Source organism: Phenylobacterium sp. (assembly GCF_036501465.1).
In the GTDB taxonomy this organism is placed as follows: Bacteria; Pseudomonadota; Alphaproteobacteria; order Caulobacterales; family Caulobacteraceae; genus Phenylobacterium.
In genome coordinates this window covers 36,086-58,110 of the sequence record NZ_DASYAF010000159.1, presented here as the reverse complement: position 1 = coordinate 58,110, position 22,025 = coordinate 36,086, and the positions used below count along the sequence as shown (strand labels likewise).

Annotated in this window: 25 protein-coding genes; 18 read left to right on the top strand and 7 right to left on the bottom strand. The window is 70.6% G+C overall.

Annotation, left to right across the window (positions count from 1 at the left end; all coding sequences use genetic code 11):
- The first annotated feature begins 81 nt into the window (after window positions 1-81).
- Complete coding sequence (locus VGL85_RS18455) at window positions 82-513, top strand: VOC family protein (RefSeq protein ID WP_331590470.1); 432 nt, start codon at window positions 82-84, stop codon at window positions 511-513.
- A 48-nt stretch (window positions 514-561) separates the two neighbouring features.
- Here the strand turns inward: VGL85_RS18455 and VGL85_RS18450 are convergent, their stop codons facing one another.
- Window positions 562-1,449 (bottom strand): branched-chain amino acid aminotransferase, encoded by an 888-nt coding sequence (locus VGL85_RS18450; protein WP_331590469.1) that lies wholly within the window; start codon window positions 1,447-1,449, stop codon window positions 562-564.
- Window positions 1,450-1,541: 92 nt separating this feature from the next.
- Between VGL85_RS18450 and VGL85_RS18445 the strand changes: the two genes are divergently transcribed.
- The 4 genes from VGL85_RS18445 (at window position 1,542) to VGL85_RS18430 (ending at window position 5,244) form a co-directional block, all read left to right on the top strand.
- Window positions 1,542-2,252: a response regulator transcription factor gene (locus VGL85_RS18445; RefSeq protein WP_331590468.1), complete on the top strand. Its 711-nt coding sequence runs from the start codon at window positions 1,542-1,544 to the stop codon at window positions 2,250-2,252.
- A gap of 13 nt (window positions 2,253-2,265) precedes the next feature.
- Window positions 2,266-3,606, top strand: coding sequence for an ATP-binding protein (locus VGL85_RS18440; RefSeq protein ID WP_331590467.1), 1,341 nt, complete (start codon window positions 2,266-2,268; stop codon window positions 3,604-3,606).
- Between the two features lie 65 nt (window positions 3,607-3,671).
- The gene (locus tag VGL85_RS18435) at window positions 3,672-4,562 is read left to right on the top strand and encodes a hypothetical protein (RefSeq protein WP_331590466.1); all 891 of its coding nucleotides are present in this window, start codon (window positions 3,672-3,674) and stop codon (window positions 4,560-4,562) included.
- 46 nt (window positions 4,563-4,608) lie between these two features.
- A complete protein-coding gene (locus VGL85_RS18430; protein ID WP_331590465.1) occupies window positions 4,609-5,244 on the top strand; it encodes a class I SAM-dependent methyltransferase in 636 nt (211 codons plus the stop codon).
- Here VGL85_RS18430 and VGL85_RS18425 read toward each other — a convergent pair.
- The 5 genes from VGL85_RS18425 to VGL85_RS18405 all read right to left on the bottom strand — a co-directional run bounded on the left by VGL85_RS18425 (window position 5,241) and on the right by VGL85_RS18405 (window position 8,820).
- Window positions 5,241-6,149 (bottom strand): alpha/beta hydrolase, encoded by a 909-nt coding sequence (locus tag VGL85_RS18425; RefSeq protein WP_331590464.1) that lies wholly within the window; start codon window positions 6,147-6,149, stop codon window positions 5,241-5,243. The two genes, VGL85_RS18430 and VGL85_RS18425, sit on opposite strands and share 4 nt — an antisense overlap.
- A 79-nt stretch (window positions 6,150-6,228) precedes the next feature.
- Window positions 6,229-6,912, bottom strand: a complete 684-nt coding sequence (locus VGL85_RS18420) for a hypothetical protein (RefSeq protein WP_331590463.1) — start codon at window positions 6,910-6,912, stop codon at window positions 6,229-6,231.
- A 1-nt stretch (window position 6,913) separates the two neighbouring features.
- Complete coding sequence (proC, locus tag VGL85_RS18415) at window positions 6,914-7,708, bottom strand: pyrroline-5-carboxylate reductase (protein ID WP_331590555.1); 795 nt, start codon at window positions 7,706-7,708, stop codon at window positions 6,914-6,916.
- Window positions 7,709-7,875: 167 nt separating this feature from the next.
- Window positions 7,876-8,382 (bottom strand): YbjN domain-containing protein, encoded by a 507-nt coding sequence (locus tag VGL85_RS18410; protein WP_331590462.1) that lies wholly within the window; start codon window positions 8,380-8,382, stop codon window positions 7,876-7,878.
- 147 nt (window positions 8,383-8,529) lie between these two features.
- The gene (locus VGL85_RS18405; protein ID WP_331590461.1) at window positions 8,530-8,820 is read right to left on the bottom strand and encodes an accessory factor UbiK family protein; all 291 of its coding nucleotides are present in this window, start codon (window positions 8,818-8,820) and stop codon (window positions 8,530-8,532) included.
- A 138-nt stretch (window positions 8,821-8,958) separates the two neighbouring features.
- On the opposite strand from VGL85_RS18405, the gene lgt reads away from it, so the two are divergent.
- The 9 genes from lgt (at window position 8,959) to VGL85_RS18360 (ending at window position 16,830) form a co-directional block, all read left to right on the top strand.
- Window positions 8,959-9,834, top strand: coding sequence for a prolipoprotein diacylglyceryl transferase (lgt, locus tag VGL85_RS18400; RefSeq protein ID WP_414695307.1), 876 nt, complete (start codon window positions 8,959-8,961; stop codon window positions 9,832-9,834).
- Window positions 9,831-10,910, top strand: a complete 1,080-nt coding sequence (locus tag VGL85_RS18395; RefSeq protein ID WP_331590460.1) for a class I SAM-dependent methyltransferase — start codon at window positions 9,831-9,833, stop codon at window positions 10,908-10,910. The genes lgt and VGL85_RS18395 overlap by 4 nt, the downstream gene beginning before the upstream one ends.
- Entirely contained in the window at window positions 10,907-11,677 is a 771-nt protein-coding gene (pgeF, locus tag VGL85_RS18390; RefSeq protein WP_331590459.1) for a peptidoglycan editing factor PgeF, read from the top strand. The genes VGL85_RS18395 and pgeF overlap by 4 nt, the downstream gene beginning before the upstream one ends.
- 71 nt (window positions 11,678-11,748) lie before the next feature.
- Window positions 11,749-12,684: a ribose-phosphate pyrophosphokinase gene (locus VGL85_RS18385; RefSeq protein ID WP_331590458.1), complete on the top strand. Its 936-nt coding sequence runs from the start codon at window positions 11,749-11,751 to the stop codon at window positions 12,682-12,684.
- Between the two features lie 165 nt (window positions 12,685-12,849).
- Complete coding sequence (locus tag VGL85_RS18380; RefSeq protein WP_331590457.1) at window positions 12,850-13,914, top strand: hypothetical protein; 1,065 nt, start codon at window positions 12,850-12,852, stop codon at window positions 13,912-13,914.
- A gap of 132 nt (window positions 13,915-14,046) precedes the next feature.
- Complete coding sequence (locus VGL85_RS18375) at window positions 14,047-14,694, top strand: 50S ribosomal protein L25/general stress protein Ctc (protein ID WP_331590456.1); 648 nt, start codon at window positions 14,047-14,049, stop codon at window positions 14,692-14,694.
- A 59-nt stretch (window positions 14,695-14,753) separates the two neighbouring features.
- Window positions 14,754-15,380 carry an aminoacyl-tRNA hydrolase gene (pth, locus tag VGL85_RS18370; protein WP_331590455.1) on the top strand — a complete coding sequence of 209 codons (627 nt, stop codon included), beginning with the start codon at window positions 14,754-14,756 and terminating at the stop codon, window positions 15,378-15,380.
- Complete coding sequence (locus VGL85_RS18365; protein WP_331590454.1) at window positions 15,377-16,111, top strand: tetratricopeptide repeat protein; 735 nt, start codon at window positions 15,377-15,379, stop codon at window positions 16,109-16,111. The genes pth and VGL85_RS18365 overlap by 4 nt, the downstream gene beginning before the upstream one ends.
- A gap of 83 nt (window positions 16,112-16,194) precedes the next feature.
- A complete protein-coding gene (locus tag VGL85_RS18360) occupies window positions 16,195-16,830 on the top strand; it encodes a DUF4919 domain-containing protein (RefSeq protein WP_331590453.1) in 636 nt (211 codons plus the stop codon).
- A 38-nt stretch (window positions 16,831-16,868) separates the two neighbouring features.
- Here the strand turns inward: VGL85_RS18360 and VGL85_RS18355 are convergent, their stop codons facing one another.
- Window positions 16,869-18,365 carry an alpha/beta hydrolase domain-containing protein gene (locus VGL85_RS18355; protein WP_331590452.1) on the bottom strand — a complete coding sequence of 499 codons (1,497 nt, stop codon included), beginning with the start codon at window positions 18,363-18,365 and terminating at the stop codon, window positions 16,869-16,871.
- A 134-nt stretch (window positions 18,366-18,499) separates the two neighbouring features.
- On the opposite strand from VGL85_RS18355, the gene ychF reads away from it, so the two are divergent.
- From ychF to VGL85_RS18335, 4 genes are all read left to right on the top strand, one after another.
- The gene (gene ychF / locus VGL85_RS18350; protein WP_331590450.1) at window positions 18,500-19,597 is read left to right on the top strand and encodes a redox-regulated ATPase YchF; all 1,098 of its coding nucleotides are present in this window, start codon (window positions 18,500-18,502) and stop codon (window positions 19,595-19,597) included.
- A gap of 13 nt (window positions 19,598-19,610) precedes the next feature.
- Window positions 19,611-20,282 carry a dienelactone hydrolase family protein gene (locus tag VGL85_RS18345; protein WP_331590449.1) on the top strand — a complete coding sequence of 224 codons (672 nt, stop codon included), beginning with the start codon at window positions 19,611-19,613 and terminating at the stop codon, window positions 20,280-20,282.
- Between the two features lie 3 nt (window positions 20,283-20,285).
- A complete protein-coding gene (locus VGL85_RS18340) occupies window positions 20,286-20,981 on the top strand; it encodes a dienelactone hydrolase family protein (RefSeq protein WP_331590448.1) in 696 nt (231 codons plus the stop codon).
- Between the two features lie 76 nt (window positions 20,982-21,057).
- Window positions 21,058-22,023, top strand: coding sequence for a hypothetical protein (locus VGL85_RS18335; RefSeq protein ID WP_331590447.1), 966 nt, complete (start codon window positions 21,058-21,060; stop codon window positions 22,021-22,023).
- Window positions 22,024-22,025 lie beyond the last annotated feature (2 nt).

The window sequence follows — 22,025 nt, the reverse complement described above, 5'->3', positions numbered from 1 at the left end:
GGCGCCGGAAAGCAGGCCAGATCCGGCGGCGCCATCATCAGGGATCGGACCGAGATCATGACGAAAAGCCGATTGCTGCGAATGGACAATCTCGGCATCGCGGTGGAATCCCTCGATGACGCCATCGCCTTCTTCGCCGAGCTTGGCCTGACACTTGAGGGGCGAGCCACAATCGAGGGCGAATGGGCCGGGCGCGTCACCGGGCTGGGCGACCAGCGGGTCGAGATCGCCATGATGGCCACGCCCGACGGCCACAGCCGCCTCGAACTCTCACAGTTCCTCAGGCCCCCGGTCGTCGCCGATCACCGCAACGCCCCGGTGAACGCTCTCGGCTACCTGCGCGCCATGTTCGCGGTGAGCGACCTCGACGACACGCTGGCCCGGCTGCGCAAGCATGGCGCCCAGCTCGTCGGCGAGGTGGTTCGCTACGAGGACGCCTATCGGCTCTGCTACATCCGCGGCCCCGAGGGCCTTCTGATCGGACTGGCGGAGCCGCTCGGCGGTCATCGGTGATGGTTTGCCGACGCGTCCTACCCCTGCACGGGACCCATGACCGCGCGCCTAGGCGCCGACCAGCTCGCGCCGCACCCATTTCGAATAGTCGTCCATCAGGCTGAGCGAGATGTTGCCCGGCCGGAACACATATTCGCCGATCTCCGCCACCGGGGTCACCTCGGCGGCGCTGCCGGTCACGAAGCATTCGGAGAAGCCCGACAGCTCCTCCGGCCGGATGTGCCGCTCGATCACCTCGAAGCCCTTGGCGCGGGCCAGCTTGATCACCGACTGGCGCGTGATGCCGTTCAGGAAGCAGTCGGGCGTCGGGGTATGGATCACCCCGTCCTTCACGAAGAAGACGTTGGAGCCGGTGCTCTCGGCCACGTAGCCGCGGTAGTCGAGCATCATGGCGTCGGTGTAGCCGGCCTTCTCCGCGGCGTGCTTGGAGATGGTGCAGATCATGTAGAGGCCGGTGGCCTTGGCGTGCACCGGCTCGGTCTCCGGCGAAGGCCGCTTGTATTTGGCCCAGCACATGCGGATGCCCTTGGCCTTCTCTTCGGGCTTGAAGTAGCTCGGCCAGTCCCAGGCGGCGATCGCCACATGGATCCTGGTCATCTGCGCCGAGACCCCGATCATCTCCGAGCCACGCCAGGCGATCGGGCGCACATAGGCGTCGGTGAGGCCGTTCTTCGCGCAGGTGTCCTTGCAGGCCTGATCGATCTGGGCCACCGTGAAGGGGATTTCGAAGTCCATGATCTCCGCGGATTTGAACAGACGCTCGGTATGCGCCGTCAGCTCGTAGATCACGCCCCCGTACATCCGCTCGCCCTCGAACACGGCCGAGGCATAGTGCAGGCCGTGCGTGAGTACGTGCACGCTCGCCTCGCGCCAGGGCACGAACTGGCCGTCCAGCCAGATCCATCCGTCGCGGTCGTCGAAGGGCACGATAGTCATGAGGGAGAGACCTCCTTTCACAAGCTTCCTCTAGAACCTTCCTGCGGGGCGCACGTCAAACAAAATGGGCCGCCCTTCCTGAGGAGTGGCCGGTGAGCGCGCCCTCCGCTTCCGAAAACAAAGGCCGCCACCTGCTGGTGGTCGACGACGACGACCGCATCCGCGAACTGCTCAAGGAATACCTGGCGCGGGCCGGCTTCCGGGTCACCGCCGCGGCCGGCGGCGCCCAGGCGCGTAAGCTGATCGGCTCGCTCGATTTCGACCTGGCGGTGATGGACGTGATGATGCCGGGCGAGGACGGCTTTTCGCTGACCCGCTGGCTGCGCGACCAGAAGGGCCCGACCGGCAAGACGCCTGTGCTGATGCTCACCGCCATGAGCGAGAGCGGCAGCCGCATCGAGGGGCTGAAGCTGGGCGCCGACGACTACCTGCCCAAGCCCTTCGAGCCGGAGGAGCTGGTGCTGCGCATCGAGGCGATCCTGCGGCGCGCCTCCGACCGGCCGCAGACCGGCGGCCCGCTGTCGCTCGGCCGCTGCAAGTTCGACCCCGATCGCGGCGAACTCACCTGCGACGGCGAGCCGGTGAAGCTCACCGAGGCCGAGGTCGCGCTGCTGCGCCAACTCGCCCGCACGCCGGACGAGCCGGTGGAGCGCCTGGAGCTCGCCCGCGGCACGGTGGATCCCTCCGGCCGGGCGGTGGACGTGCAGGTGACGAGGCTTCGGCGTAAGATCGAGGCCGACCCCAAGGCGCCGCGCTACCTGCAGACGGTGCGCGGGATAGGCTACCGGTTGGCGCCAGACTGATGGGATACGGCTGATGGCCAGAAGCCCGCGCGTGATCGGCCGCTGGATCAAGCGGCAGATGCCGAAGACCCTGTTCGGCCGCTCGCTGCTGATCATCGTCCTGCCGGTGGCGATCATGCAGGTCGCCGTGACCTACGTCTTCTTCGACGCCCACTGGCAGACCGTCACCAGCCGCCTCTCCGAGGGCCTGGCCGGCGACATCGCCTGGGCCGTGGAGAGCTATCAGGAAGACCCCAGCGCGCCCGCCTTCGCCAAGCTGTCCCAGCGGGCCGAGGACTCCATGGGCCTGTCCATCGCCCTCCAGCCCGGCCGCGCCCTGCCCCGGGCGCGCCACGAGAGCCTGTTCGCCCCCATCGACCAGTCGATGCAGAAGGCGCTCAGCGAACGCCTCGACCAACCCTTCTGGTTCGACACCACCCGCTATCCCGCCTACGTCGACATCCGCGTGGCGGTGCGCGGCGGGGTGATGCGCATCCTGGCGCCGCGCGACCGCGCCTTCGCCACCCAGGGCCACATCTTCGTGCTGTGGATGACGGTGGCGACGGTGCTTTTGACCGCGCTCTCCATCCTGTTCATCCGCAACCAGGTCCGCGCCATCGAACGGCTGGCCAATGCGGCGGAGGCCTTCGGCCGCGGCGGCGAGGTGGAGAAGTTCAAGCCGCATGGGGCCAAGGAGGTGCGCCGCGCCGCCTACGCCTTCCTCGACATGCGCGCGCGCATCCAGCGCCATATCGAGCAGCGCACCAGCCTGCTGGCCTCCGTCAGCCACGACCTGCGCACCCCGCTCACCCGCCTGAAGCTGGCGCTGGCCCTGGCGGAGCCCAGCAAGCGCAACGCGGCCATGAAGGCCGACCTCGCCGAGATGGAGCACATGATCGACGAGTACCTGGCCTTCGCCCGCGGCGAGGGCGGCGAAGCGGTCGAGACCGTGTGCGTGCGCGACCTGCTGGAGCAGGTCAGCGAAGGCGCGCTGCGGGCCGGGGCCCAGGTCAGCCTCGACGCCGACGCCGCGCTCACCGCCGCGGTGCGGCCCAACGCCTTGAAGCGGGCGCTGTCCAACCTAGTGATGAACGCCGCCGTCCACGGCGAGCGGGTCGAGGTCGCCGCCCACGTCCCGCCGCAGGGGGGCGTCGAGATCGTCGTCGATGACGACGGCCCCGGCATTCCCGAGGCGCAGTACGAGGAGGCCTTCAAGGCCTTCGGGCGGCTGGACGAGGCGCGCAACCAGAACACCAAGGGCGTGGGCCTGGGCCTGGCCATCGCCCGCGACGTCGCCCGCGGCCATGGCGGCGACATCACGCTTGCCCGTTCGCCGCTGGGGGGCTTGCGAGCGGTCGTGCGCCTGCCCGGCTGAGCGCTTCGGTTCACATGCCGTTCAAGTCGCGCGGCTCAGCTTCACGCCTTCCCGGAGGGCCGAGCATGACCAGGACCCAGCACGGCGCTCCAGTGGTGATGCGGACCCTGGCGACCCTGGCGCTCAGCCTGACGCTGGCCGCCTGCTACACCCTCGACAAGCGCGACATCTTCGAGGTCGCCTTCAAGCCGGTCGCCCCGCAAACCCTGGCGCAGCTGTCCGATCCGCGACACCGGGTGAAGGCGCTTCCGCTGACCGTCGGCGGCCGGACGGTCTCGGCCTATTGGGATGACGGCGCCGACGCCCGGGGCGTCCTGCTGTTCTTCAACGGCAACGGCTACGGGGCCGAGGCGGCCATGCGCCGGATGCTGATCCCGGCGCGGGCGCTGAAGCTCGACCTGGTGACCTTCAACTACAACGACGAGGGCCAGCCGATCCCCTCGATGACCGAGATGCGGGCGATCGGCCAGGCGCTCTACGCCGCGGCCGCGGCCCTGCCGACGCCGGCGGCCCGCAAGGTCTATGTCGGCGGCCACAGCCTGGGCGCCACCTTCGCCCTCGACGTCGCGGCGAAGGACCCGGTGGCCGGCGCCTTCGTGGCGGCGCCGGTGACGACCGGCGTGCAGATGATCCATCACCAGATTCCGGTGAGCCGGCTCGCCTGGCTGCGGCCCGACGCGGAGTACGCCCAGTTCGACAACCTGGCCATCGCGCGCGGCGTGCGCGGCCCCATCCTCGTCGTCGGCTCCGAGCAGGACGTGAACCTGCCGCCAGCCTTCACCGACGCCGTCTTCGCCGCGATTCCGCAGGGTGCGGTCAAACGCGAGCTGATCCTCAGGGACAGCCCTCACTCCGAATACTTCGCCCGAGAGGCCTTCTGGCGCGGTGTCAGCGACTTCTTCGGCCTTCCCGCCAGCGGCCCGCTGGTTGGCTACCTGAAAGCCCCGGCGGCCTGACAGCAGGGCCCCGCATCCGTTCCGGCGGCCCGCGGCGACTAGGGGCATGACCGAGACCCTGGAACCCCACATGCATCAAGCGGCGAACCCGCGCGGCGCGGCCGGCGTGGTGATGGGCTGGCTGATGCAGAGCCTCAACAGCGTCCAGAACCGCGCCACCGTCGAGGCCCTGGAGCCGCCGCCGGGCGCAGCCGTGCTGGAGATCGGCTTCGGCCCGGGTCAGGCGCTGGAGATGTTGGCCAACAAGGTCCCGCTGGGCTTGGTGGCGGGCGTCGACCACTCGGCCCTGATGGTCGCCCGCGCCCGTCGCCGGCTGAACGGCCGTCGCGGCGACGCGGCGCTGGACCTGCGCCTGGGCGAGGCCGGCGACCTGCCGTTCCCGGACGAGAAGTTCGATCTCGCCTTCGCGGTCAATTCCTTTCACCTGTGGCCCGACCAGGACCGGGCGCTGGCCGAGATGACCGGGGTGCTGAAGCCCGGCGGTGACCTGGTGCTGTCGATCCGCGACTTCCGCGTGGCCGGCCGCTACGAGGCGCCCGGCAAGGGCCAGGAGACCGCCCGGCGCGCCGTCGAGATGCTGCGCGACCTCGGCCTGCAGGTGCGCCAGCGCGAGATCGTCCACTCGCCGCGCCGCGCCACCTTCCTGGTCCGCGGCCGCAAGTGCGGCCGGTCCGAGGCCTAGCGCCCGGAGCCCGTGGCCTGGAGCCGCCTCAGGAAGTCGCCCAGCAGGGCGTCGAACGCCTGCGGCCTGTCCACGAAGACCGCGTGGCCCGCGCCGGCCACCGTCTGCACCGGACCGGCCTTGGGCAGCGCCTTGGCCAGGGCCGCGAGATCGGCGGCGTTGGGCGAGGCGTCGGCTGCGATCAGCAGGGCGGGCACATCGGCCTTGCTCAGAGGGCTCATCCGGTCGGGACCGAACAGATCGTCCTCCAGGATGGCGGCGCCGATCGTGGGCGGGGTCTTCAGGGCGTCGGCGATCATCCGGGCGCGCTCGGCCTTGGGGCGCGGCGTCTTGAACACCGCCTGCATCATCCCCTCGGTCGCCTCCCTCGGATAGCGCGCATAGAGCGAGAGCTGGCGCAGCTGCTGCGCCGCGCCGGGCGCGGCGACCGCTTTCTCCCAGCCCTGGGCCGGAGCGGCGTCCACGAACACCAGGCCGCGCAGGTCCTTGGTCCCGAACTTGGCGACAAAGGCGGCGACGTCCTGCGCCCCCTGCGACCAGCCCACCAGCACCGCCGGGCCGGAATGCAGGCGGCCCAGGATCGTATGCAGGTCGGCGGCCCGGTCCTCGGGGGTGTTGCCGTCCAGCGCCTTGGTCGAGGCGCCTTGCGAGCGGGGGTCGAGCGTGATCACCCGATAGCGGCCGGAAAAGGCGGCGATCTGCTCGCGCCAAGCGTCGGCCGTGAAGCGCCAGCCGGGGATCAGCACCAGGGTGAGCGCCGCGTCCTTCGGCCCGGCGTCCACGACGCGGATTTGCACACCAGGGGCCGTCGCGACCATCTGCGGCGGGGCGGCGGCCAGGGCCGGTCCCGCGGCCGCCAGCAGGGCCGCGGCGAGCGCCGCTCCAAAGCCTCGACCGATCCGCATAGCCGCCTCCCACGCATCCTGACCCGGTGAAGCTGTTCCGCGTCAGCATGGCGAAAACGCGGCCTGCAAGCCCTGCCGCTCAGAACCTCTCCACCGGCTGGCGCGGGCAAGCCTCCGACAACGGGCAGGCCGTGCAGAGCGGCTGGCCGCGGCGGCACAGCGTCCTGCCGTGCTCGCGCAGCAGCAGGTAGGCGTCCATCAGGCCTGCGCGGTCGCTGAGCCCCGCCGCCGCCAGCACCGCGATCCCGCCCTTGTAGGTGGCGTCATAGGATTTCTGTTCAGCGCAGTAGCCCAGCCGGATCAACACCCGCAGGCCGTTGGACTCCAGCGCGGGCCTGGCTGCGATCCCGGAGAACAGCAGCACCTTGTCCGCGCCCGGGTCGGCGATCACCGGGAAGGCCTTGAGCAGGGCCCGCGCCTTGGCGAGCGGCAGGGCCCGCAGCGTCGCGGCCAGGTCGCCGCCCGCCCGCTCGCGGATCAGCCGGGCGATCTCGCGCCAGCGCTGGACCCGGGTCTCCGGGCGCATGCCGCCCAGTTTGGCGCGAGCGAGGAGAGCCGCGTCACTCGCCGCCTCGATGGCGCCGGGCGACAGGCCGATCTCGGCTTCGAAGGCGTCGAACAGCCTGCGCCGGCGCTCGTCGTCGACCAGGTAGCCGATGTTCTCCCACAGGATCATCTGGAACGGCTCGGTGGGAACCGCCGCGGGCGTCGTCGTGCGCTTCAGCGCGGCGAGATCGGCGATCAGCGCCCCCGCCGACGCCATCCTAGCCGCCCAGTTCCTTCGACCGGCGCTGCGCCGCGGCCACCGCCTCGCGCATCAGGGGCGGTAGGCCATGCTCGCCCAGCAGCACGTTCATCGCCGCCTCCGTGGTGCCGGCCGGCGAGGTGACCTGGCGGCGAAGTTCGGCGGGCTCCTCGCCGCTGGCCTCCAGCAGCGCCGCCGCGCCGATCACCGTCGAGCGGGCCAGGGCCTTGGCGTCGTCGGGTGACAGGCCGATGGCGGCGCCGGCCGCCTCCAGGGTCTCGACGAAGGCGTAGAGGTAGGCCGGGCCGGAACCCGCGACCGCCGTGCCGGCGTGGATCAGCGCCTCCTCCGGCAGCTCCACCACCGCGCCCAGCGGCGCGAACAGCGCGCGCGCCCGGGCCCGGGCGTCGGGGTCCGCGGCATAGAGGCTGGTGGTTCCGCGGTTGATGGCGGCGGCGGTGTTCGGCATCACCCGGGCCACTGTGCGGCCGCCGAACTCGCGGGAGATCGCCTCGGTCGGCACGCCCGCGGCGATGGAGACGATCACCGCGTCGGGCGCCAGATGCGCCCCGTGCTGGGCGGCCGCCTCCAGCCACTTCTGCGGTTTCACCGCCAGGATCACCGTGCGGGCTTGCGCCAGGGCCGCGGCCGGCGGATTGAGCCGGGCGCCAGCCGCCTCCATCCGTTTCGCCGCCTCGGACGGGAAGGGATCGACGATCAGGATGTCACGTGCGGCGAACGCGCCGGCCTTCGCCCACCCATCGAGGATGGCGCCGCCCATGCGGCCCGCGCCCAGCAACAGGATCGGTGTGATCATGCGGGGCAACCTAGAGGCCGCCCTCGCAGACCTCAAATCAGATCGTCATGGCTCGGCTTGTCCCGGCCATCCATGGACACCGCGTTTGCAAGATTGCCTGAGACGCCAGCGTCTATGGATCCCCGCAAAGGGCCGGGGATGACGTCAGAATGAGAAGGTCGGCCCTAGGCTTCGCCCACCGTCTCGAACATGCAGGCGGCGATGGCTTCGGCCGGCGACTTGGAGCCCTGGATCAGGAAATCGAAGGCCGGATAGAAGCGGTCGCCGGCCTCCACGGCCACGTCGATCATCGCCGCGGCCTGGGCCAGGCTCGGTTGTTCGCCGGTCATCAGCGCCATGCCGTGGCGGAAGATCACCTCGCCGTCTTCCCACAGTTCGAAGTGGCCCAGCCACACCCGCGGGTTCACCTGAGCGATCAGGTCCATGGCCGCCTCGCGCTGCGCCTTCGGCACGGTCAGATCCATGGAGAGGCAGAGCTGCAGGCAGTCGCCCTCCGGCCGCCAGGCGAACCAAAGCTCGTAGTCCTTCCAGTCGCCGGCCAGGGAAAAGGCGAGGTCGCCGTCCTCGGTGCGGTCGAAGGGCAGGTTCTCGGCGGCGAGCACATGCTCGACCACATCGAGCGGATCGGCGCCCAGCTGGACGCTGTCGTCAGACGGGCTGGTGGTGTCCATTGCAGGACTCCTTTCGCAGCGGGCGGGGAGCAGACGGCCGCCCCCGAATCGCCTGCGACCCTGAAACTAAGCTGCTTCGCGCCTCGCGCGTCACCTGCTTCATCGTCGCGGGCGCCCACATTCCTGTGTGCAATTGCGTGGACAGGTTCAGCCGCCTGCCTTCGGCTTGGCCTTGGACGAGGCGGCCTTCGCGGAGGCCGGCTTCGGAGCCACCGCGGTCTGGGCGGCCCGCAAGGCGGCCACCTCGGCCCGTAGCGCGGCGATCTCGGCCTTCAGGGTCTCGATCTCGTCGCGGCGGATCAGGTCGAGCTCGGCCACCATGCGGTCGGCCTGGGCGCGGGCCGCGGCCTTGACCTCGTCGCCGGCCGCCTGGGCCAGGCCCATGGCCGCGGTGGAAAGCTTGGCCATCTCGTCCAGGAAGGGATTCTGTGTCTGCATCGTCTACTCTGCCCCTGGCGGACGAGAGGCCCACCGGATGGTCCTTATATGGGCGCAAGGGGATGAAAGCGAAGAGGTTCTCCTCTAAAGCGACAGTCAACCCTAACGTCGCACCCCCTCATCCGGAGCGCCGCCCTGCTGCACTTCCCGAACTTCAACCCGGTGATCTTCCAGATCGGGCCCTTCGCCCTGCGCTGGTACGCCCTGGCCTACGTGGTCGCGATCCTGTTGGGCTGGCGCTACGTCGTGGCCATGGTGCGCAACCAGAAGCTCTGGACGCACCGCCCGCCCACCGCCACGGCGCTGGAGATCGACGACCTGATCCTGTGGCTGACCCTGGGGATCATCGTCGGCGGCCGGCTGGGTCACGTGTTCTTCTACACGCCCTGGCTGATCTGGAAGGATCCGGTCGAGATCCTGAAGACCTGGCACGGCGGCATGAGCTTCCACGGCGGGGCGATCGGGGTGTTCCTCGCGGGCCTGGCCTTCGCCCGGTTCAAGAAGATCGACGCCCTGCGCCTGGGCGACCTGATCGTCGCCGCCGAGCCGATCGGTGGCTTCTTCGTGCGGATCGCCAACTTCATCAACGGCGAGCTCTGGGGCCGCCCGACCAGCCTGCCCTGGGGCATGGTGTTCCCCGACCCCGACGCCGGCGGCGTGCCGCGCCACCCTAGCCAGCTCTACGAGGCGGCGCTGGAAGGCATCGTGCTGTTCTGCGTCCTGCGCTGGGCGACCCATCGCAAGCACTGGCTGAACCGTCGCGGCGTGGTCCTGGGCCTGTTCCTGGCCGGCTATGGCGTCGTCCGCATCAGCCTGGAGAACGTGCGTGAGCCGGACGTCTACATGCCGCACTTCCCGCTCGGCCTGACCATGGGGATGATGCTGTCGGTCCCCATGGTGCTGCTGGGCGCGTGGCTGATCTGGCGTGGCCTGAAGGAGCCCCTGCCGCCGGCGCTGGCGGAGGAAGAGGCCCACCTGGCGGGCGACGCCGAGGCCGCCGCGAAAGCTCCATGAGCCTGACGCGGCGGCTGGCCGACCAGATCGCGGCCAACGGCCCACTGAGCGTCGCGCAGTACATGACCGCCTGCCTGCATGATCCGGACTTCGGCTACTACGCCACGCGTCCGGCCCTGGGCGCCGGCGGCGACTTCATCACCGCGCCCCTGGTCAGCCAGATGTTCGGCGAACTGGTGGGCGTCTGGGCGGCCGCCTCCTGGGAGCTGATGGGCCGCCCGGGCGAGCTCCGCTTCGTCGAGATGGGCCCCGGCGACGGGACCCTGATGGGCGACATGCTGAAAACCCTGCGCCACGCGCCGGGCTTCCTGGACGCCGCCGACGTCTGGCTGGTGGAAACCTCTGCCCCGCTCCGCGCCCTGCAGGCCGAGGCGCTGGGGGACCGCGTGCGCTGGGCGGCGAGCCTGGATGGGGTCCCGGACGGCGCGCCGCTGATCCTGGTGGCCAACGAACTGCTCGACTGCCTGCCGGCCCGCCAGTTCGTGCGCACGGCCACGGGCTGGTCCGAGCAGGTGGTGGGCCTGGATGCGGACGGCGAGCTCGCCTTCGGCCTGGTCCCCACCGCCGCGGCCGGCCTGCTGCCCGACGCGCGGCCCGGCGAGGTCTTCGAGCAGTCCGCCGCCCAGGCCGCCCTGGGCGCGGCGCTGGGCGCACGGATCGCCGCTGACGGCGGGGCGGCCCTGCTGATCGACTATGGCCGCGCCGCGCCCGGCTTCGGCGACACCCTGCAGGCGCTGCGCCGCCACGAGAAGGTCGATCCGCTGGACGAGCCCGGAACCGCCGACCTCACCGTCCACGCCGACTTCCCGGCGGTGATGGCCGCCGCCGGGCGAGAGGGCTGCGAGAGCGCCATCCTCACCCAGTGCGACTTCCTGGCCCGACTAAGGATCGGCGCGCGGGCTGAAGCCCTGGTCCGCGCCCAACCGGACAAGACCGCGACCCTCGGCCGCCAGCTCACCCGCCTGATCGCCGCCGACGAGATGGGTGAGCTGTTCAAGGCCTGCGTCATCCACTCGCCGGGCTGGACGCCGCCGCCGTTCGAGGAGAGCCCGGACCCTGATAGAGGGAAGCCATGAGCGCCCTGCCCGTCATCACCTCGAAGCTGCTCGACCTGCCGGGCATGCGCCACGCCTTCTTCACCCGCCGGGGCGGCGTCTCCCTGGGTATCTACGCCAGCCTGAACGTCGGCCTGGGCTCGAAGGACGATCCCGAGGCGGTCATCGAGAACCGCGCCCGCTGCGCCGCCAACTTCGGCGCCCCGGCGATCGTCACCGCCTACCAGGTCCATTCCGCCGACACCCGCCTGGCCGAAGGCCCGTGGCCGGGCGAGGCGCCCCAGGCCGACGGCGTCGTCACCAAAACCCCCGGCGTGGTCTGCGGCGCGCTCGCCGCCGACTGCGCCCCGATCCTGCTGGCGGATCCGCAGGCGCGCGTGGTCGCCGCCGCCCATGCCGGCTGGAAGGGCGCGCTGAGCGGCGTCGCCGAGGACGCCATCGCCAAGATGGAGACCCTGGGCGCGGTCCGCTCGCGGATCACCGCCGTCGTCGGCCCCTGCATCGGCCCGGCCTCCTATGAGGTCGGCTTGGAGTTCCTGGAGCGGTTCGCCGCCGCCGACCCGGCCTACACCGGCTTCTTCACGCCCGGCGCGGCGCCGGAAAAGCGGCTGTTCGACCTGCCGGGCTTCGTGCTCTCCCGCCTCACCGCGGCCGGCGTCGGCGCCTGCGAATGGGTCGGCCACGACACCTGTGCGCAGGCGGAGGATTTCTTCTCCAACCGCCGCGCCTTCAAGACCGGCGAGCCCGACTACGGCCGCCTGCTCTCGGCGATCATGATTTCCCCCTGAGTCGGGGTTCGACTCAGGGGCGTCGCCTGCTACAAGCGCCGCCATCCACCCAGAGACCTCGAGGGGCCCCGATGAAGCTGCTGGCCGGCAACTCCAATCGTCCGCTGGCCGAGGCCGTCGCGTCCCACCTCGACCTGCCGCTCACCAAGGCTCAGGTGAAACGGTTCTCCGACAACGAGGTCTGGGTGACCATCGACGAGAACGTCCGCGGCGAGGACGTCTTCGTGATCCAGTCGACCAGCTATCCGGCCAACGACAACCTGATGGAGCTGTTGATCTGCGTCGACGCGCTGAAGCGCGCCTCGGCCCGGCGGATCACCGCGGTGATGCCCTATTTCGGCTACGCCCGGCAGGACCGGAAGACCGGCGGGCGCACGCCGATTTCCGCCAAGCTGGTGGCCAACCTCCTGACCCGCGCCGGCGCCGACCGGGTGCTGACCATGGACCTGCACTCCGGCCAGATCCAAGGCTTCTTCGACATCCCCACCGACAACCTGCTGGCCGCCCCGATCCTGGCCCAGGACATCAAGGACAATCACAAGAAGACCGCCGAGCTGATGATCGTCTCGCCCGACGTGGGCGGCGTCACCCGCGCGCTGGCGGTCGCCACGCGGCTGAACGCCGAGCTTTCCATCGTCGACAAGCGCCGCTCCGGCCCCGGCAAGAGCGAGGTGGCCAACATCATCGGCGACGTCTCCGGCCGCCGCTGCATCCTGTTCGACGACATCATCGACGGCGGCGGCACGCTCACCAACGCCGCCCAGGCCCTGGTGGACAACGGCGCGGCCGAGGTCTCGGCCTATGTGACCCACGGCGTGCTGTCCGGCGCGGCGATCGAACGGGTCAACGCCTCGGCCCTGAAGGAACTGGTGATGACCGACTCCATCGCCCCGCCGGAGCGCGCCGGCGACGGCGGCAAGATCCGCTATGTCAGCTGCGACCGGCTGATCGGCGAGGCCATCCGGCGCATCGCCAACGAGGAATCGGTCTCCAAGCTGTTCGACTGAGGCGAACCGGGCCCGACTGGGGGCCGGCTGGGGCCGTTCGCCGCGCGACGGCGTCCGCTCGTCGGCCAAGCTTGCTCACCAGCCGTGCAGTGTGCGATTCCACATTCGGCCGGGGACGAATCGAAGACTGACGCCCAAACGTGCGTCCGTGGGGAACGCCTCCTGATGATAACTGCCCGCCGCCTGCTCGCCCTCAGCCCGCTCAAATCGGCCGCCGTCGCGGCGCTCAGCGCCCTGGCTGTCGCCTGCAGCAGTCCGCCGCCGCCCCCGCCGCCCGCGCCCCCGCCGCAGCCCCCGCCGGCGCCGGTCATCCCAGGCGTCAGCCTGTCGGCCAAGGTGGTGGAGCAGGCCGCCGCCTACCGCGCCTATGTGGCCCACGCCTCGGCCATCTCGCCCAGCTTCGCCAACGGCGACGACGTCGCCCAGAGCCTGAAGACCGGCGAGTCCTACGAGCCCGCCGCCCTGGAGCGCGGCGCCATCGCCTATGGCGCGGTGGTGGCCCTGCAGGAGCCCAGCTATGTGGCCGGCGTGCGCAAGTTCGTCGCCGATCCGGACGGACGGCGCACGGTGGCCTACGAGATCATCCGCAACCCCGACTATGTGACCAAGTTCGACGGCTACGACCAGGCCGCCGGCATGGTGCGCCACGCGCTGGGCGAGGACGGCCGCCGCATCCTGATGGCCGGCCGGACGATCCGCCAGTCGGCCTATGACGTGCAGCACCAGGCCTGGTCCAAGGCCGACGTCCAGGGCCGCGACGCGCGCCTGGCGCTGGCCAAGGACCTGTCGTCCAAGGCCGGCGTCGGCGAGGTCGAGGAGACCGCGCGCCTGCAGAGCGCCGTTGGCGGCGGCGCCCAGATGGACAAGACCTCCGACCATTCCGACAGTCCCTACGCCAACGCGGTGAACCATGCGCTCGCGGTCGCCGCCTTGGCCGCCCTGGGCTACGCCAACGACGACCTCCTGGGCTCGGTGATGCCTATGCTGGGCGAGCCGGATGAGGTCACCTGCCTCAACGCCGCCAAGCTCAACCTCTACCAGTGCCTGGCGGTGGCCCGGCCGCACTACGAGGACGTCTTCTGCCTGGGCCAGCACGCCCTGGAGGAGACCGGCCATTGCCTGATGCTGGGCGCGGGCGTCGCCGAGCCCATCGATCCCACGACCAAGGTCGCCGACGCCAGCACCAGCAAGCCCGTCAAGAAGAAGCGCGCGAAGTCGAAGAAGCGCTGAGGGAATTTAAGGCCCGCGCCGTTGCGCGGACGGAGGGTTTTGTGTATCTACGCGCACCCTTTCGGCCAACACGGCCGCAACTAGCGTCGCCGCGCGCCGTTCGCGCGGCGGTTTCGTTTCTGAGGCAAGGCCATGGCCGATATCGTTCTGAACGTTGAAGTGCGCGAAAAGACCGGCACCGGCGCCGCGCGCGACGCCCGTCGTGCGGGCCTGGTCCCCGGCATCCTCTATGGCGGCGACAAGGATCCGGTGGCGATCTCGGTCAAGATGAACGAGTTCAAGAAGGCGCTCTACACCGGCAAGCTCCTGGGCCACCTGGTGACCCTGAAGTATGGCAAGGAGACCCAGCCGGTGATCGCCAAGGCCGTGGACATGCACCCGGTCAGCGACACGCCCTGGCACTTCGACCTCTACCGGGTCGACGCGCACCAGCAGATCAAGATCGAAGTGCCGCTGCACTTCTCGAACCAGGACGCCTCGCCGGGCCTGAAGCGCGGCGGCACGCTCAACATCGCGCTCCACACGGTCACCGTGTCCTGCGCCGCCGACCACATTCCGGAAGAGCTGGTGTTCGACCTGACCGGCAAGGAAATCGGCGACTCGATCCGCGTCTCCGACCTGAAGATGCCGGCCAACGCGCAGGCCGCGCTCAGCCCCGACACCGTGCTGGCCTCGGTCGCCGGCGTCTCGGCCGGGGTCGAGGAAGACGAGGCTGCTGAAGCGACAACCGCCGAGGGCGGCGAGCCCGCCGCCGAGGCCGAGGAAGGCGACGAGGGCTAAGCCTTCGCCGCCTCCCCCAGAGTCCGGAAGGCTTCTTCCGGCAGGGTTCGGGGGATTTCATGCTGCTGATCGCCGGCCTCGGCAATCCGGGCCCGACCTACGCCAAGACGCGCCACAACATCGGCTTCATGGCCGTGGACGAGATCGCGCGCCGCTGGGGCTTCGGCCCGTTCCGCTCGAAGTTCCAGGGTTTCGTGGCCGAGGGCTTGATCGAAACGCCGGCCGGGCCGGTGAGAACTCTGATCCTCAAGCCCCAGACCTTCTACAACGAGGCCGGCCGCGCCATCGGCGAGGCGCTGAAGTTCTTCAAGATCGAGCCTGAGGACCTGGTGGTCTTCTACGACGAGATCGACCTGGCCCCGGGCCGCTTCCGGATGAAGGCCGGCGGCGGGGCGGCCGGCAACAATGGCGTGCGCTCGATCACCAGCCAGGTCGGCCCCTATTTCCGCCGCGCCCGCCTGGGCACCGGCCATCCCGGCGAGAAGGAACTGGTTCACGGCCACGTCCTGTCCGAATTCCACAAGGCGGACCTGAAGTGGGTCGAGCCGCTGCTCGCCGCCTGCGCCGACGCAGCCCCCCTGCTGGCCGCCGGCGAGGACGAGAAGTATCAGGCGGAGGTGATGCGCCTGGCCCCGGCCGAAAAGGTCGACCCCCGCAAGGCGGCGCGCGAAGGGAACCAGCCATGATCCTCGCCCTTCTGCTGACCTATGTGCCGGCGATCCTGCTCTGCTGGCACATCGTGCGCACCGGGCGCGACACCTTCTGGATCTTCATCGTGCTGATGGCCCCGGGCCTGGGCAGCATCGTCTACATCGTGCTCAACATCATCCCCGACATCTTCGGCGGCAAGACCGCGCGCAACGTGGCCAAGGCGGCGCGCGAGACCCTCGACCCCAACCGCGAATACCGCGAGGCCAAGCAGGCCTGCGACGACACGCCCACGGTGCGCAACCAGTCGCGCCTGGCCGCCGCGGCCATGGGCATGGGCCACTACGCCGAGGCCGAGAGCCTCTACCGCGCCGCCGCCCACGGGGTGCACGCCGACGATCCGGTCCTGCTGTTGGGCCTGGCCAACGCCCTCCTGGAACTGAACCGCGCGGCCGAGGCCCTTGAGGTGCTGGAGCGCCTGGGCCAGGACCAGGCCCACGGCCGCACCCCCAGCGCCGCGCTGGCCCTGGGCCGCGCCTACGAAGCCCTGGACCGCCTGGCCGAAGCCGACGACGCCTACCAGTGGGCCGCCGAACGGATGCCGGGCTTCGAGGCGCTCGGCCGCTACGCCGCCTTCATGGCCCGCCACGGCCGCGCCGACGAGGCCCGCGCCATGGTCGCCGACATGGACAAGCGCATGACCCGCCTGCGCGGCGGCTTCCGCAAGGAAGCCCAGATGTGGCGCGACCACGCAGCGACGGCTCGGTAGGGCGCCCGGCGCAACCCGCCTTGCACGTGTCGCCGACTTCGGCCTATCGTAGACTACGAATGTAAATTGTTGGGCGGGCGATCATGCGCAAGACCACCCTCATCGTCGCGGCGGCCGCCTGGATGTCTCTGGCGCCCGCGCTGGTTCTGGCGCAGCCCCAGACCGCCGCGGCCAGGTACCAGGATCTCCTCGGCAAGGCGAAGGCCGGCGGGACGGTCGACTGGGTCGCCCTGCGCTTCGCCTACGCGGACTACGCCGACGACCAGGGTCAGGACCTGCGCGACAGGCGCCGCAAGATGCTGACCGCGCTAAACGCCTCGGACTATGCCGCCGCCAAAGCCCAGGCCGAGGCGATCATCGCCGCCGCCTATGTCGACGGGGAAGCCCACCTCATCGAGAGCATCGCCGAGCGGCATCTGAACCAGATCGCCGACGCCGACCGCGAGCAGGCCGTGGCGCTGGCCGTCCTCAAGTCGATCCAGACGGGCGACGGATCGAGCCAGGCCACCGCCTTCACGGTGATCTCGGTCGACGAGGAGTACGAGCTGATGCGGGCGCGTGGCCGGCAGGTGACGCAACAGGCGCTGGTCCGGGACGGCGGGCACGCCTACGACGTGCTGACCACGGTGAACGAGAGCCGCCAGCCGCAGGTCTTCTACTTCCAGATCGACCGGGTGATGGCCTCGGAAAGCCGGATGTTCTCCGGCAAGAAGCCCTAGATCGGGCCGCCGGAGCGGCCGCGACGCCGGCGCCGGGCTCAGCCCCCTGGCCAGCTCGCCGCGCCGAGCGCGCGGATCTCCGCCTCGTCCGCCGGCAGGATGAAGCCGGCCTTCACCGAGGCCGCCAGCGAGGCGTCGAACTTCTTCTCATAGTCGGCCTTGCCGCCCGGATAGAGCCTGGCCAGGGCGGCGGCGTCGAACGGCTGGGTGGTGCCCACCAGGAAGCCGAACGGGCCGCCCGAGTTGCCGAAGCCGGAGAGCTTGGCGGTCGGCGCGTCGACCCAGGGCGTACGGATGCCGCCGCGCGCATTGCCCGACCCGTCCAGCGCCAGCTTGGGCGCCTCGCCCGCCTTCTCCGGCGGATTGAGCTCCAGGCGCGGCGCTTTGGGCGGGGCCCTGCCGGTCGCCACCCAGTGGTCCAGCGCCGCCATCGCCGCCTCGGCCACATAGTGGTGCTGCGGCCCCGAATTGATCGGGTGCGCCATCTTCGACCCATAGAGGCCGTCGTTCGGCTTCCATAGCCGCGCCAGCGTCTCGATCGGGGCCGAGCCGCTGTCGGCGGCGCCGACGAAGAACATGTAGTTGTCCACGTGCGACGCGCCCGGGATCTCCCAGATGCGCAGCTTGTCGTTGTCCGGCTGCTGGGCCGCCCAGAAGCCGCTGAGGCCCGAGCCCAGCATGTCGGTCTCGGTGATCAGGGTCATCACCGGCACGCGCAGGTTCGGGCGCAGCTTGACGCCCGCAGGCCCCCGCGCGTTCGGCCCGCCGCGCATCGAGGCCATCTCCGGCGCCGGCGCCCCGCCGAACCGCGAGTGGATGAAGAAGCCGTCGAACACCCGGGCCAGCGGGTCGATGGCGTCCACATAGGTGGTCATGAACACCGCCGACTGGCTCTCGCCGGTGGCCAGCACATGCTTGGGCTTCAGCGGCCCCAGCACCTTGCCGCTCTTCACCGCCTGGCCGGCCTGGCTGAACATGTCGAAGGCGAAGGCGTCGCCGGGATGGGTCAGCGTCCCATAGCGCGCCGGATTGACCCGCTTCAGCGACATGCCGGCGGTCCCGCCGATGCCGTTGCCGCCCTCGACGCCGACCTTCTGGGCCGAGACCCCCACATAGGCCATGCCGCTGCGCAGCATGTAGCGGTGCGTGTACATCCAGTCCGGCGCCGCATCGAGGCCGCCGGTGACGTTCAGCCACTCCACCGCCACCGTGCCGCTGAACGCCTTGGGGTCCTTCGGGCGCACCACCACGATGCGGGTGGCGTAGGGCGCGGTGTCGGCCGGCTTCGCGGTCCAGGCGCCGTCGGCGGTCGGCTCCCCGGTCAGCTTGAAGGATCTCGCGGTCCCGGAGATGAAATATTCCTCGACCACATAGCCCAGGGCCTTGAGGTCATAGGTCCCCAGCGACAGGAACGGACTGCCCGCGGCGGTCACCAGCTGGGTCGTCGGCGTGGGCGCCGCCGCCAGGGCCGGCTGCGCCAGCCCCAGGCTCAGCCCCGCCAGCAGGCCCGCCGCCGCGACCGCCCACGTCCTCATGCGCTTGCCCATCATGTGCCCTGCCCCGTTTTGGACCCGCGTCAACACCGGGTCCTTGCGCCTGAGCCTAGGCCCGACCCGCGCGCCGTGCTAGGTCGCCCGACCGTCCGCCTATCGAAAGACCTCCGCCACCCATGGCCCTGAAAGTCGCCATCGTCGGCCTGCCCAATGTCGGCAAATCGACCCTGTTCAACGCGCTCACCCAGACCGCCGCCGCCCAGGCCGCGAACTATCCGTTCTGCACCATCGAGCCCAACGTCGGCGACGTGGCGGTGCCGGAGCCCAGGCTCGACAAGCTGGCCGAAATCGCCAGCTCGAAGGAGATCATCCCCGCGCGGATCAACTTCGTGGACGTGGCCGGCCTGGTGCGCGGCGCGTCGAAGGGCGAGGGCCTGGGCAACCAGTTCCTAGCCAACATCCGCGACTGCGACGCCATCGCCTTCGTCGCCCGCTGCTTCGAGGACGACGACATCACCCACGTGGAGGGCAAGGTCGACCCGATCGCCGACCTGGAGACCATCGAGATCGAGCTGATGCTGGCCGACCTCGAGAGCCTCGAGAAGCGGGTGGTCAACCTCGAGAAACGCGCCAAGGCTGGCGACAAGGAAAGCGCCCAGACGCTGCGCCTGGTCAACGCCGCCCTGGCCGAGCTGAAGGATGGCCGCCCGGCCCGCAAGGCGAGCATCTCCGCCGAGGACGAGAAGGCGTGGCGCATGCTCCAGCTGCTCACCTCCAAACCCGCCCTCTACGTCGCCAACGTCGACGAGGCCTCGGCCGGCGAAGGCAACGAAATGTCGAAGCAGGTCGCCGAACGGGCCCGGCGCGACGGCGCCGACACCGTCGCCATCTCCGCCCAGATCGAGAGCGAGATCGCCATGCTGGACGCCGGCGAGCGGCAGGAATTCCTGGAGACCCTGGGCCTCGCCGAACCCGGCCTCAACCGGCTGATCCGCGAGGCCTATCATCTGCTCGGCCTGCAGACTTATTTCACCGCCGGGCCGAAGGAGGCGCGCGCCTGGACCATCCATCGCGGCGACACTGCGCCCCAGGCGGCTGGGGTGATCCACACCGACTTCGAGAAGGGCTTCATCCGCGCCGAGACCATCGCCTATGACGACTATGTCCGCCTGAAGGGCGAGGCCGGCGCGCGCGAGGCCGGCAAGCTGCGCCAGGAAGGCAAGGAGTATGTCGTCCAGGACGGCGACGTGATGAATTTCCGCTTCAACGTCTGAGGAGACCAGGATCATGGCCGAGACCATCAAGATCGCCGGCGCCGACGGCTTCGAGTTCTCGGCCTACCACGAGCCGTCGTTCACCCCACGCAAGGGCGGCGTGATCGTGATCCAGGAGATCTTCGGCCTCGACCAGCATGTTCGCGCAGACGTCGGGCGCTGGGCGAAGATGGGCTACGAAGCGATCGCGCCCTCCATGTATGACCGCCGCGAACCCGGCTTCACCGCCCACCATGATCCCGACGGCATCAAGGCCGGTGTCGCCCACGCCATGGGCACCCCGCTGGACCAGGCCATGGGCGACATCGCCGCCTGCGCCGCCTTCCTGCGCACCCGCGGCGAGAAGGTCTGCATCGTCGGCTACTGCTACGGCGGCTCGCTCGCCTGGCTGGCCGCAAGCCGCGTGCCAGGCCTGGCGGCGGCCTCCAGCTACTACGGCTCCATGGTCCAGGCCAACGCCGCCCAGAGCCTCGCCTGCCCGGCCATCGTCCATCTCGGCCGCACCGACGGCGGCATCCCGGCCGACGAGGTGGCCAAGGCGGTGGGCGAGCACCACCCGGGCACGCCGGTCTACGTCTACGAAGGCGCCGGCCACGGCTTCAACAACGAGAGCCCGGAGCGCTACAACGCCGAGGCCGCCGACCTCGCCCGCCACCGCACCCTCGAGCTGTTCGACAAGGCCTGAGCGGTGGGCGAGACCGTCCGCCTGACCAGCGCCCCTCTTGAAGGCGATGGCGACGGCTTCGAATACGAGGCCTTCCACGAGGCCCCGCGCGAGGCGCGCCGGGGCGGGCTGGTCGTCCTGCACGCCATCTGGGGCGTCACCCCGCACCTCCGCGAACTGGCGGGCGAGTTTGCCGACATCGGCTATGAGGTGCTGGTCCCCAGCCTGTTCGACCGCTTCGGCCGCGGCTTCGCCGAGAAGGATTCCGACCCGGCGCTCGCCCGCCGCCAGATGGGCTACAGCGCGGCGACCAGATGGGGCCTGGAGGTGCTGGACGCCGTGCAGGCGGCGGTCGACGCATTGCCCGGCCCGGTCTTCGTCATGGGCTTCTGTTTCGGCGGCACCACCGCCTGGCTGGCCGCCCAGCGCTGCCACGGTATCGCCGCGGTGGCGTCGTTCTACGGCGGCCAGATCAGCCTCTACCTCGACGCGGCGCTCCAGGCGCCGACCATCCTGCACCTGGGCAAGACCGACGAACTGATCCCGCCGGCCGACGTGGAGGCGATCCGCGCCGCCCATCCCGACCTGCCGGTCCACCTTTACGACGCGGGGCACGCCTTCGTGGCCCCCAGCGGCTACGACGAGGAGGCCGCGCGCCTGTCGAAGCTGCGCACGCTCGCCCACTTCGCCCGCCACTCCGGCGTCCGGTCCGAGGCCTGAGGCCGCCCCACGCTCAAGCCAGTTGTCAGGCGGCGATCTGCTCGCCAAGGTGGCGCGCCTCATCGGAGGGAAACCCATGCTGCGCCCAGGCCTAGCGGGCCGATCCGTCGTCGCCCTCGCCGTCGTCGCGACCCTGGCCGGCGCCGGCCACGCCCAGTCGCTCGCGCCGATCGCCGTGCCGACGCCCGGCCTGACCCAGGCCAAGGCGGCCGAGGGCTTCTATCTGGATGTCGCCCGCTGCCTCTACAGCCGCGAGCACGGCGCCGGCGTGGCCGAGCTGCCGCCGGAGGCCAAGGCGGACCTGCGCCCGGCTGAACCCGCCGAGCGCCACCTGTTCAAGGACCCGGCGGTCAAGGTCTGGACCAACGACCTTCTCCGCGATCATGTGGTCCTCGCCGAGCTCAGCCCCGGCAAGTGCCAGGTGGTCGCCGACCAGTTGCCGGTCGACGCCACCTTCCGCGACGTGGTCGCCCGATTGCACAGGTCCGATCCCGTCTTGCGTGACGGCGCCGCCAGGTCGGACCGCGCCTGGCCCATCGCCTACCGGCTGGAGCGCGAAGCCGACGGCGCGCACTACACCGTCCGGCTGGAGGGTTCGGACCCCGGCGGTCTCGCCCATCCGCTGCGGATGGCCGAGGGCCATGCCTTCCGCTTCAGCCTGCTGACGGCGACCATCGAACGAACCCCGGGCGGGGGCCCAGGCACGGCGGCCTTGGTCCCAGCGGCGCCGAAAGCCTGCGGGCTGGACCTCCCGGAGGCCGCGCCGGCCATGGGACCCGGAACGGTGCGGGGCGTGGAGGATCGCGAAGCCTCGGCCACGCGGATCGTCGCCGTCCAGAAACGCCTGAAGGGCCAGATCGACCCCGACTATGCCGAGACCCCGCGGGTGTTCGTGGAGCTCGACAGCGGCGAGCGGCACGCCGTGGCGACCCTGCCGTCGATGCAGCTTCATCCCGGCGACCGGGTCACCGTGCTGGGGCTCACGCGGAACCCGAGGCTGCCGTGCAACTACCTGCCGGTGCGGGTGGGCGCCGCGCCTTAGCC

What these genes read in the sequence shown, in the direction of transcription:
- VGL85_RS18365 (WP_331590454.1), top strand. Translation starts at nt 15,377, where the DNA reads ATGATCCTCGCCCTTCTGCTGACCTATGTGCCGGCGATCCTGCTCTGC.
- VGL85_RS18345 (WP_331590449.1), top strand. Translation starts at nt 19,611, where the DNA reads ATGGCCGAGACCATCAAGATCGCCGGCGCCGACGGCTTCGAGTTCTCG.
- VGL85_RS18420 (WP_331590463.1), bottom strand. Translation starts at nt 6,912, where the DNA reads ATGGCGTCGGCGGGGGCGCTGATCGCCGATCTCGCCGCGCTGAAGCGC.
- VGL85_RS18335 (WP_331590447.1), top strand. Translation starts at nt 21,058, where the DNA reads ATGCTGCGCCCAGGCCTAGCGGGCCGATCCGTCGTCGCCCTCGCCGTC.
- VGL85_RS18455 (WP_331590470.1), top strand. Translation starts at nt 82, where the DNA reads ATGGACAATCTCGGCATCGCGGTGGAATCCCTCGATGACGCCATCGCC.
- VGL85_RS18410 (WP_331590462.1), bottom strand. Translation starts at nt 8,382, where the DNA reads ATGGACACCACCAGCCCGTCTGACGACAGCGTCCAGCTGGGCGCCGAT.
- VGL85_RS18435 (WP_331590466.1), top strand. Translation starts at nt 3,672, where the DNA reads ATGACCAGGACCCAGCACGGCGCTCCAGTGGTGATGCGGACCCTGGCG.
- VGL85_RS18385 (WP_331590458.1), top strand. Translation starts at nt 11,749, where the DNA reads ATGAAGCTGCTGGCCGGCAACTCCAATCGTCCGCTGGCCGAGGCCGTC.
- ychF (WP_331590450.1), top strand. Translation starts at nt 18,500, where the DNA reads ATGGCCCTGAAAGTCGCCATCGTCGGCCTGCCCAATGTCGGCAAATCG.
- VGL85_RS18380 (WP_331590457.1), top strand. Translation starts at nt 12,850, where the DNA reads ATGATAACTGCCCGCCGCCTGCTCGCCCTCAGCCCGCTCAAATCGGCC.
- VGL85_RS18430 (WP_331590465.1), top strand. Translation starts at nt 4,609, where the DNA reads ATGACCGAGACCCTGGAACCCCACATGCATCAAGCGGCGAACCCGCGC.
- pgeF (WP_331590459.1), top strand. Translation starts at nt 10,907, where the DNA reads ATGAGCGCCCTGCCCGTCATCACCTCGAAGCTGCTCGACCTGCCGGGC.
- pth (WP_331590455.1), top strand. Translation starts at nt 14,754, where the DNA reads ATGCTGCTGATCGCCGGCCTCGGCAATCCGGGCCCGACCTACGCCAAG.
- VGL85_RS18375 (WP_331590456.1), top strand. Translation starts at nt 14,047, where the DNA reads ATGGCCGATATCGTTCTGAACGTTGAAGTGCGCGAAAAGACCGGCACC.
- VGL85_RS18405 (WP_331590461.1), bottom strand. Translation starts at nt 8,820, where the DNA reads ATGCAGACACAGAATCCCTTCCTGGACGAGATGGCCAAGCTTTCCACC.
- VGL85_RS18440 (WP_331590467.1), top strand. Translation starts at nt 2,266, where the DNA reads ATGGCCAGAAGCCCGCGCGTGATCGGCCGCTGGATCAAGCGGCAGATG.
- VGL85_RS18450 (WP_331590469.1), bottom strand. Translation starts at nt 1,449, where the DNA reads ATGACTATCGTGCCCTTCGACGACCGCGACGGATGGATCTGGCTGGAC.
- VGL85_RS18355 (WP_331590452.1), bottom strand. Translation starts at nt 18,365, where the DNA reads ATGAGGACGTGGGCGGTCGCGGCGGCGGGCCTGCTGGCGGGGCTGAGC.
- VGL85_RS18360 (WP_331590453.1), top strand. Translation starts at nt 16,195, where the DNA reads ATGCGCAAGACCACCCTCATCGTCGCGGCGGCCGCCTGGATGTCTCTG.
- VGL85_RS18425 (WP_331590464.1), bottom strand. Translation starts at nt 6,149, where the DNA reads ATGCGGATCGGTCGAGGCTTTGGAGCGGCGCTCGCCGCGGCCCTGCTG.
- VGL85_RS18395 (WP_331590460.1), top strand. Translation starts at nt 9,831, where the DNA reads ATGAGCCTGACGCGGCGGCTGGCCGACCAGATCGCGGCCAACGGCCCA.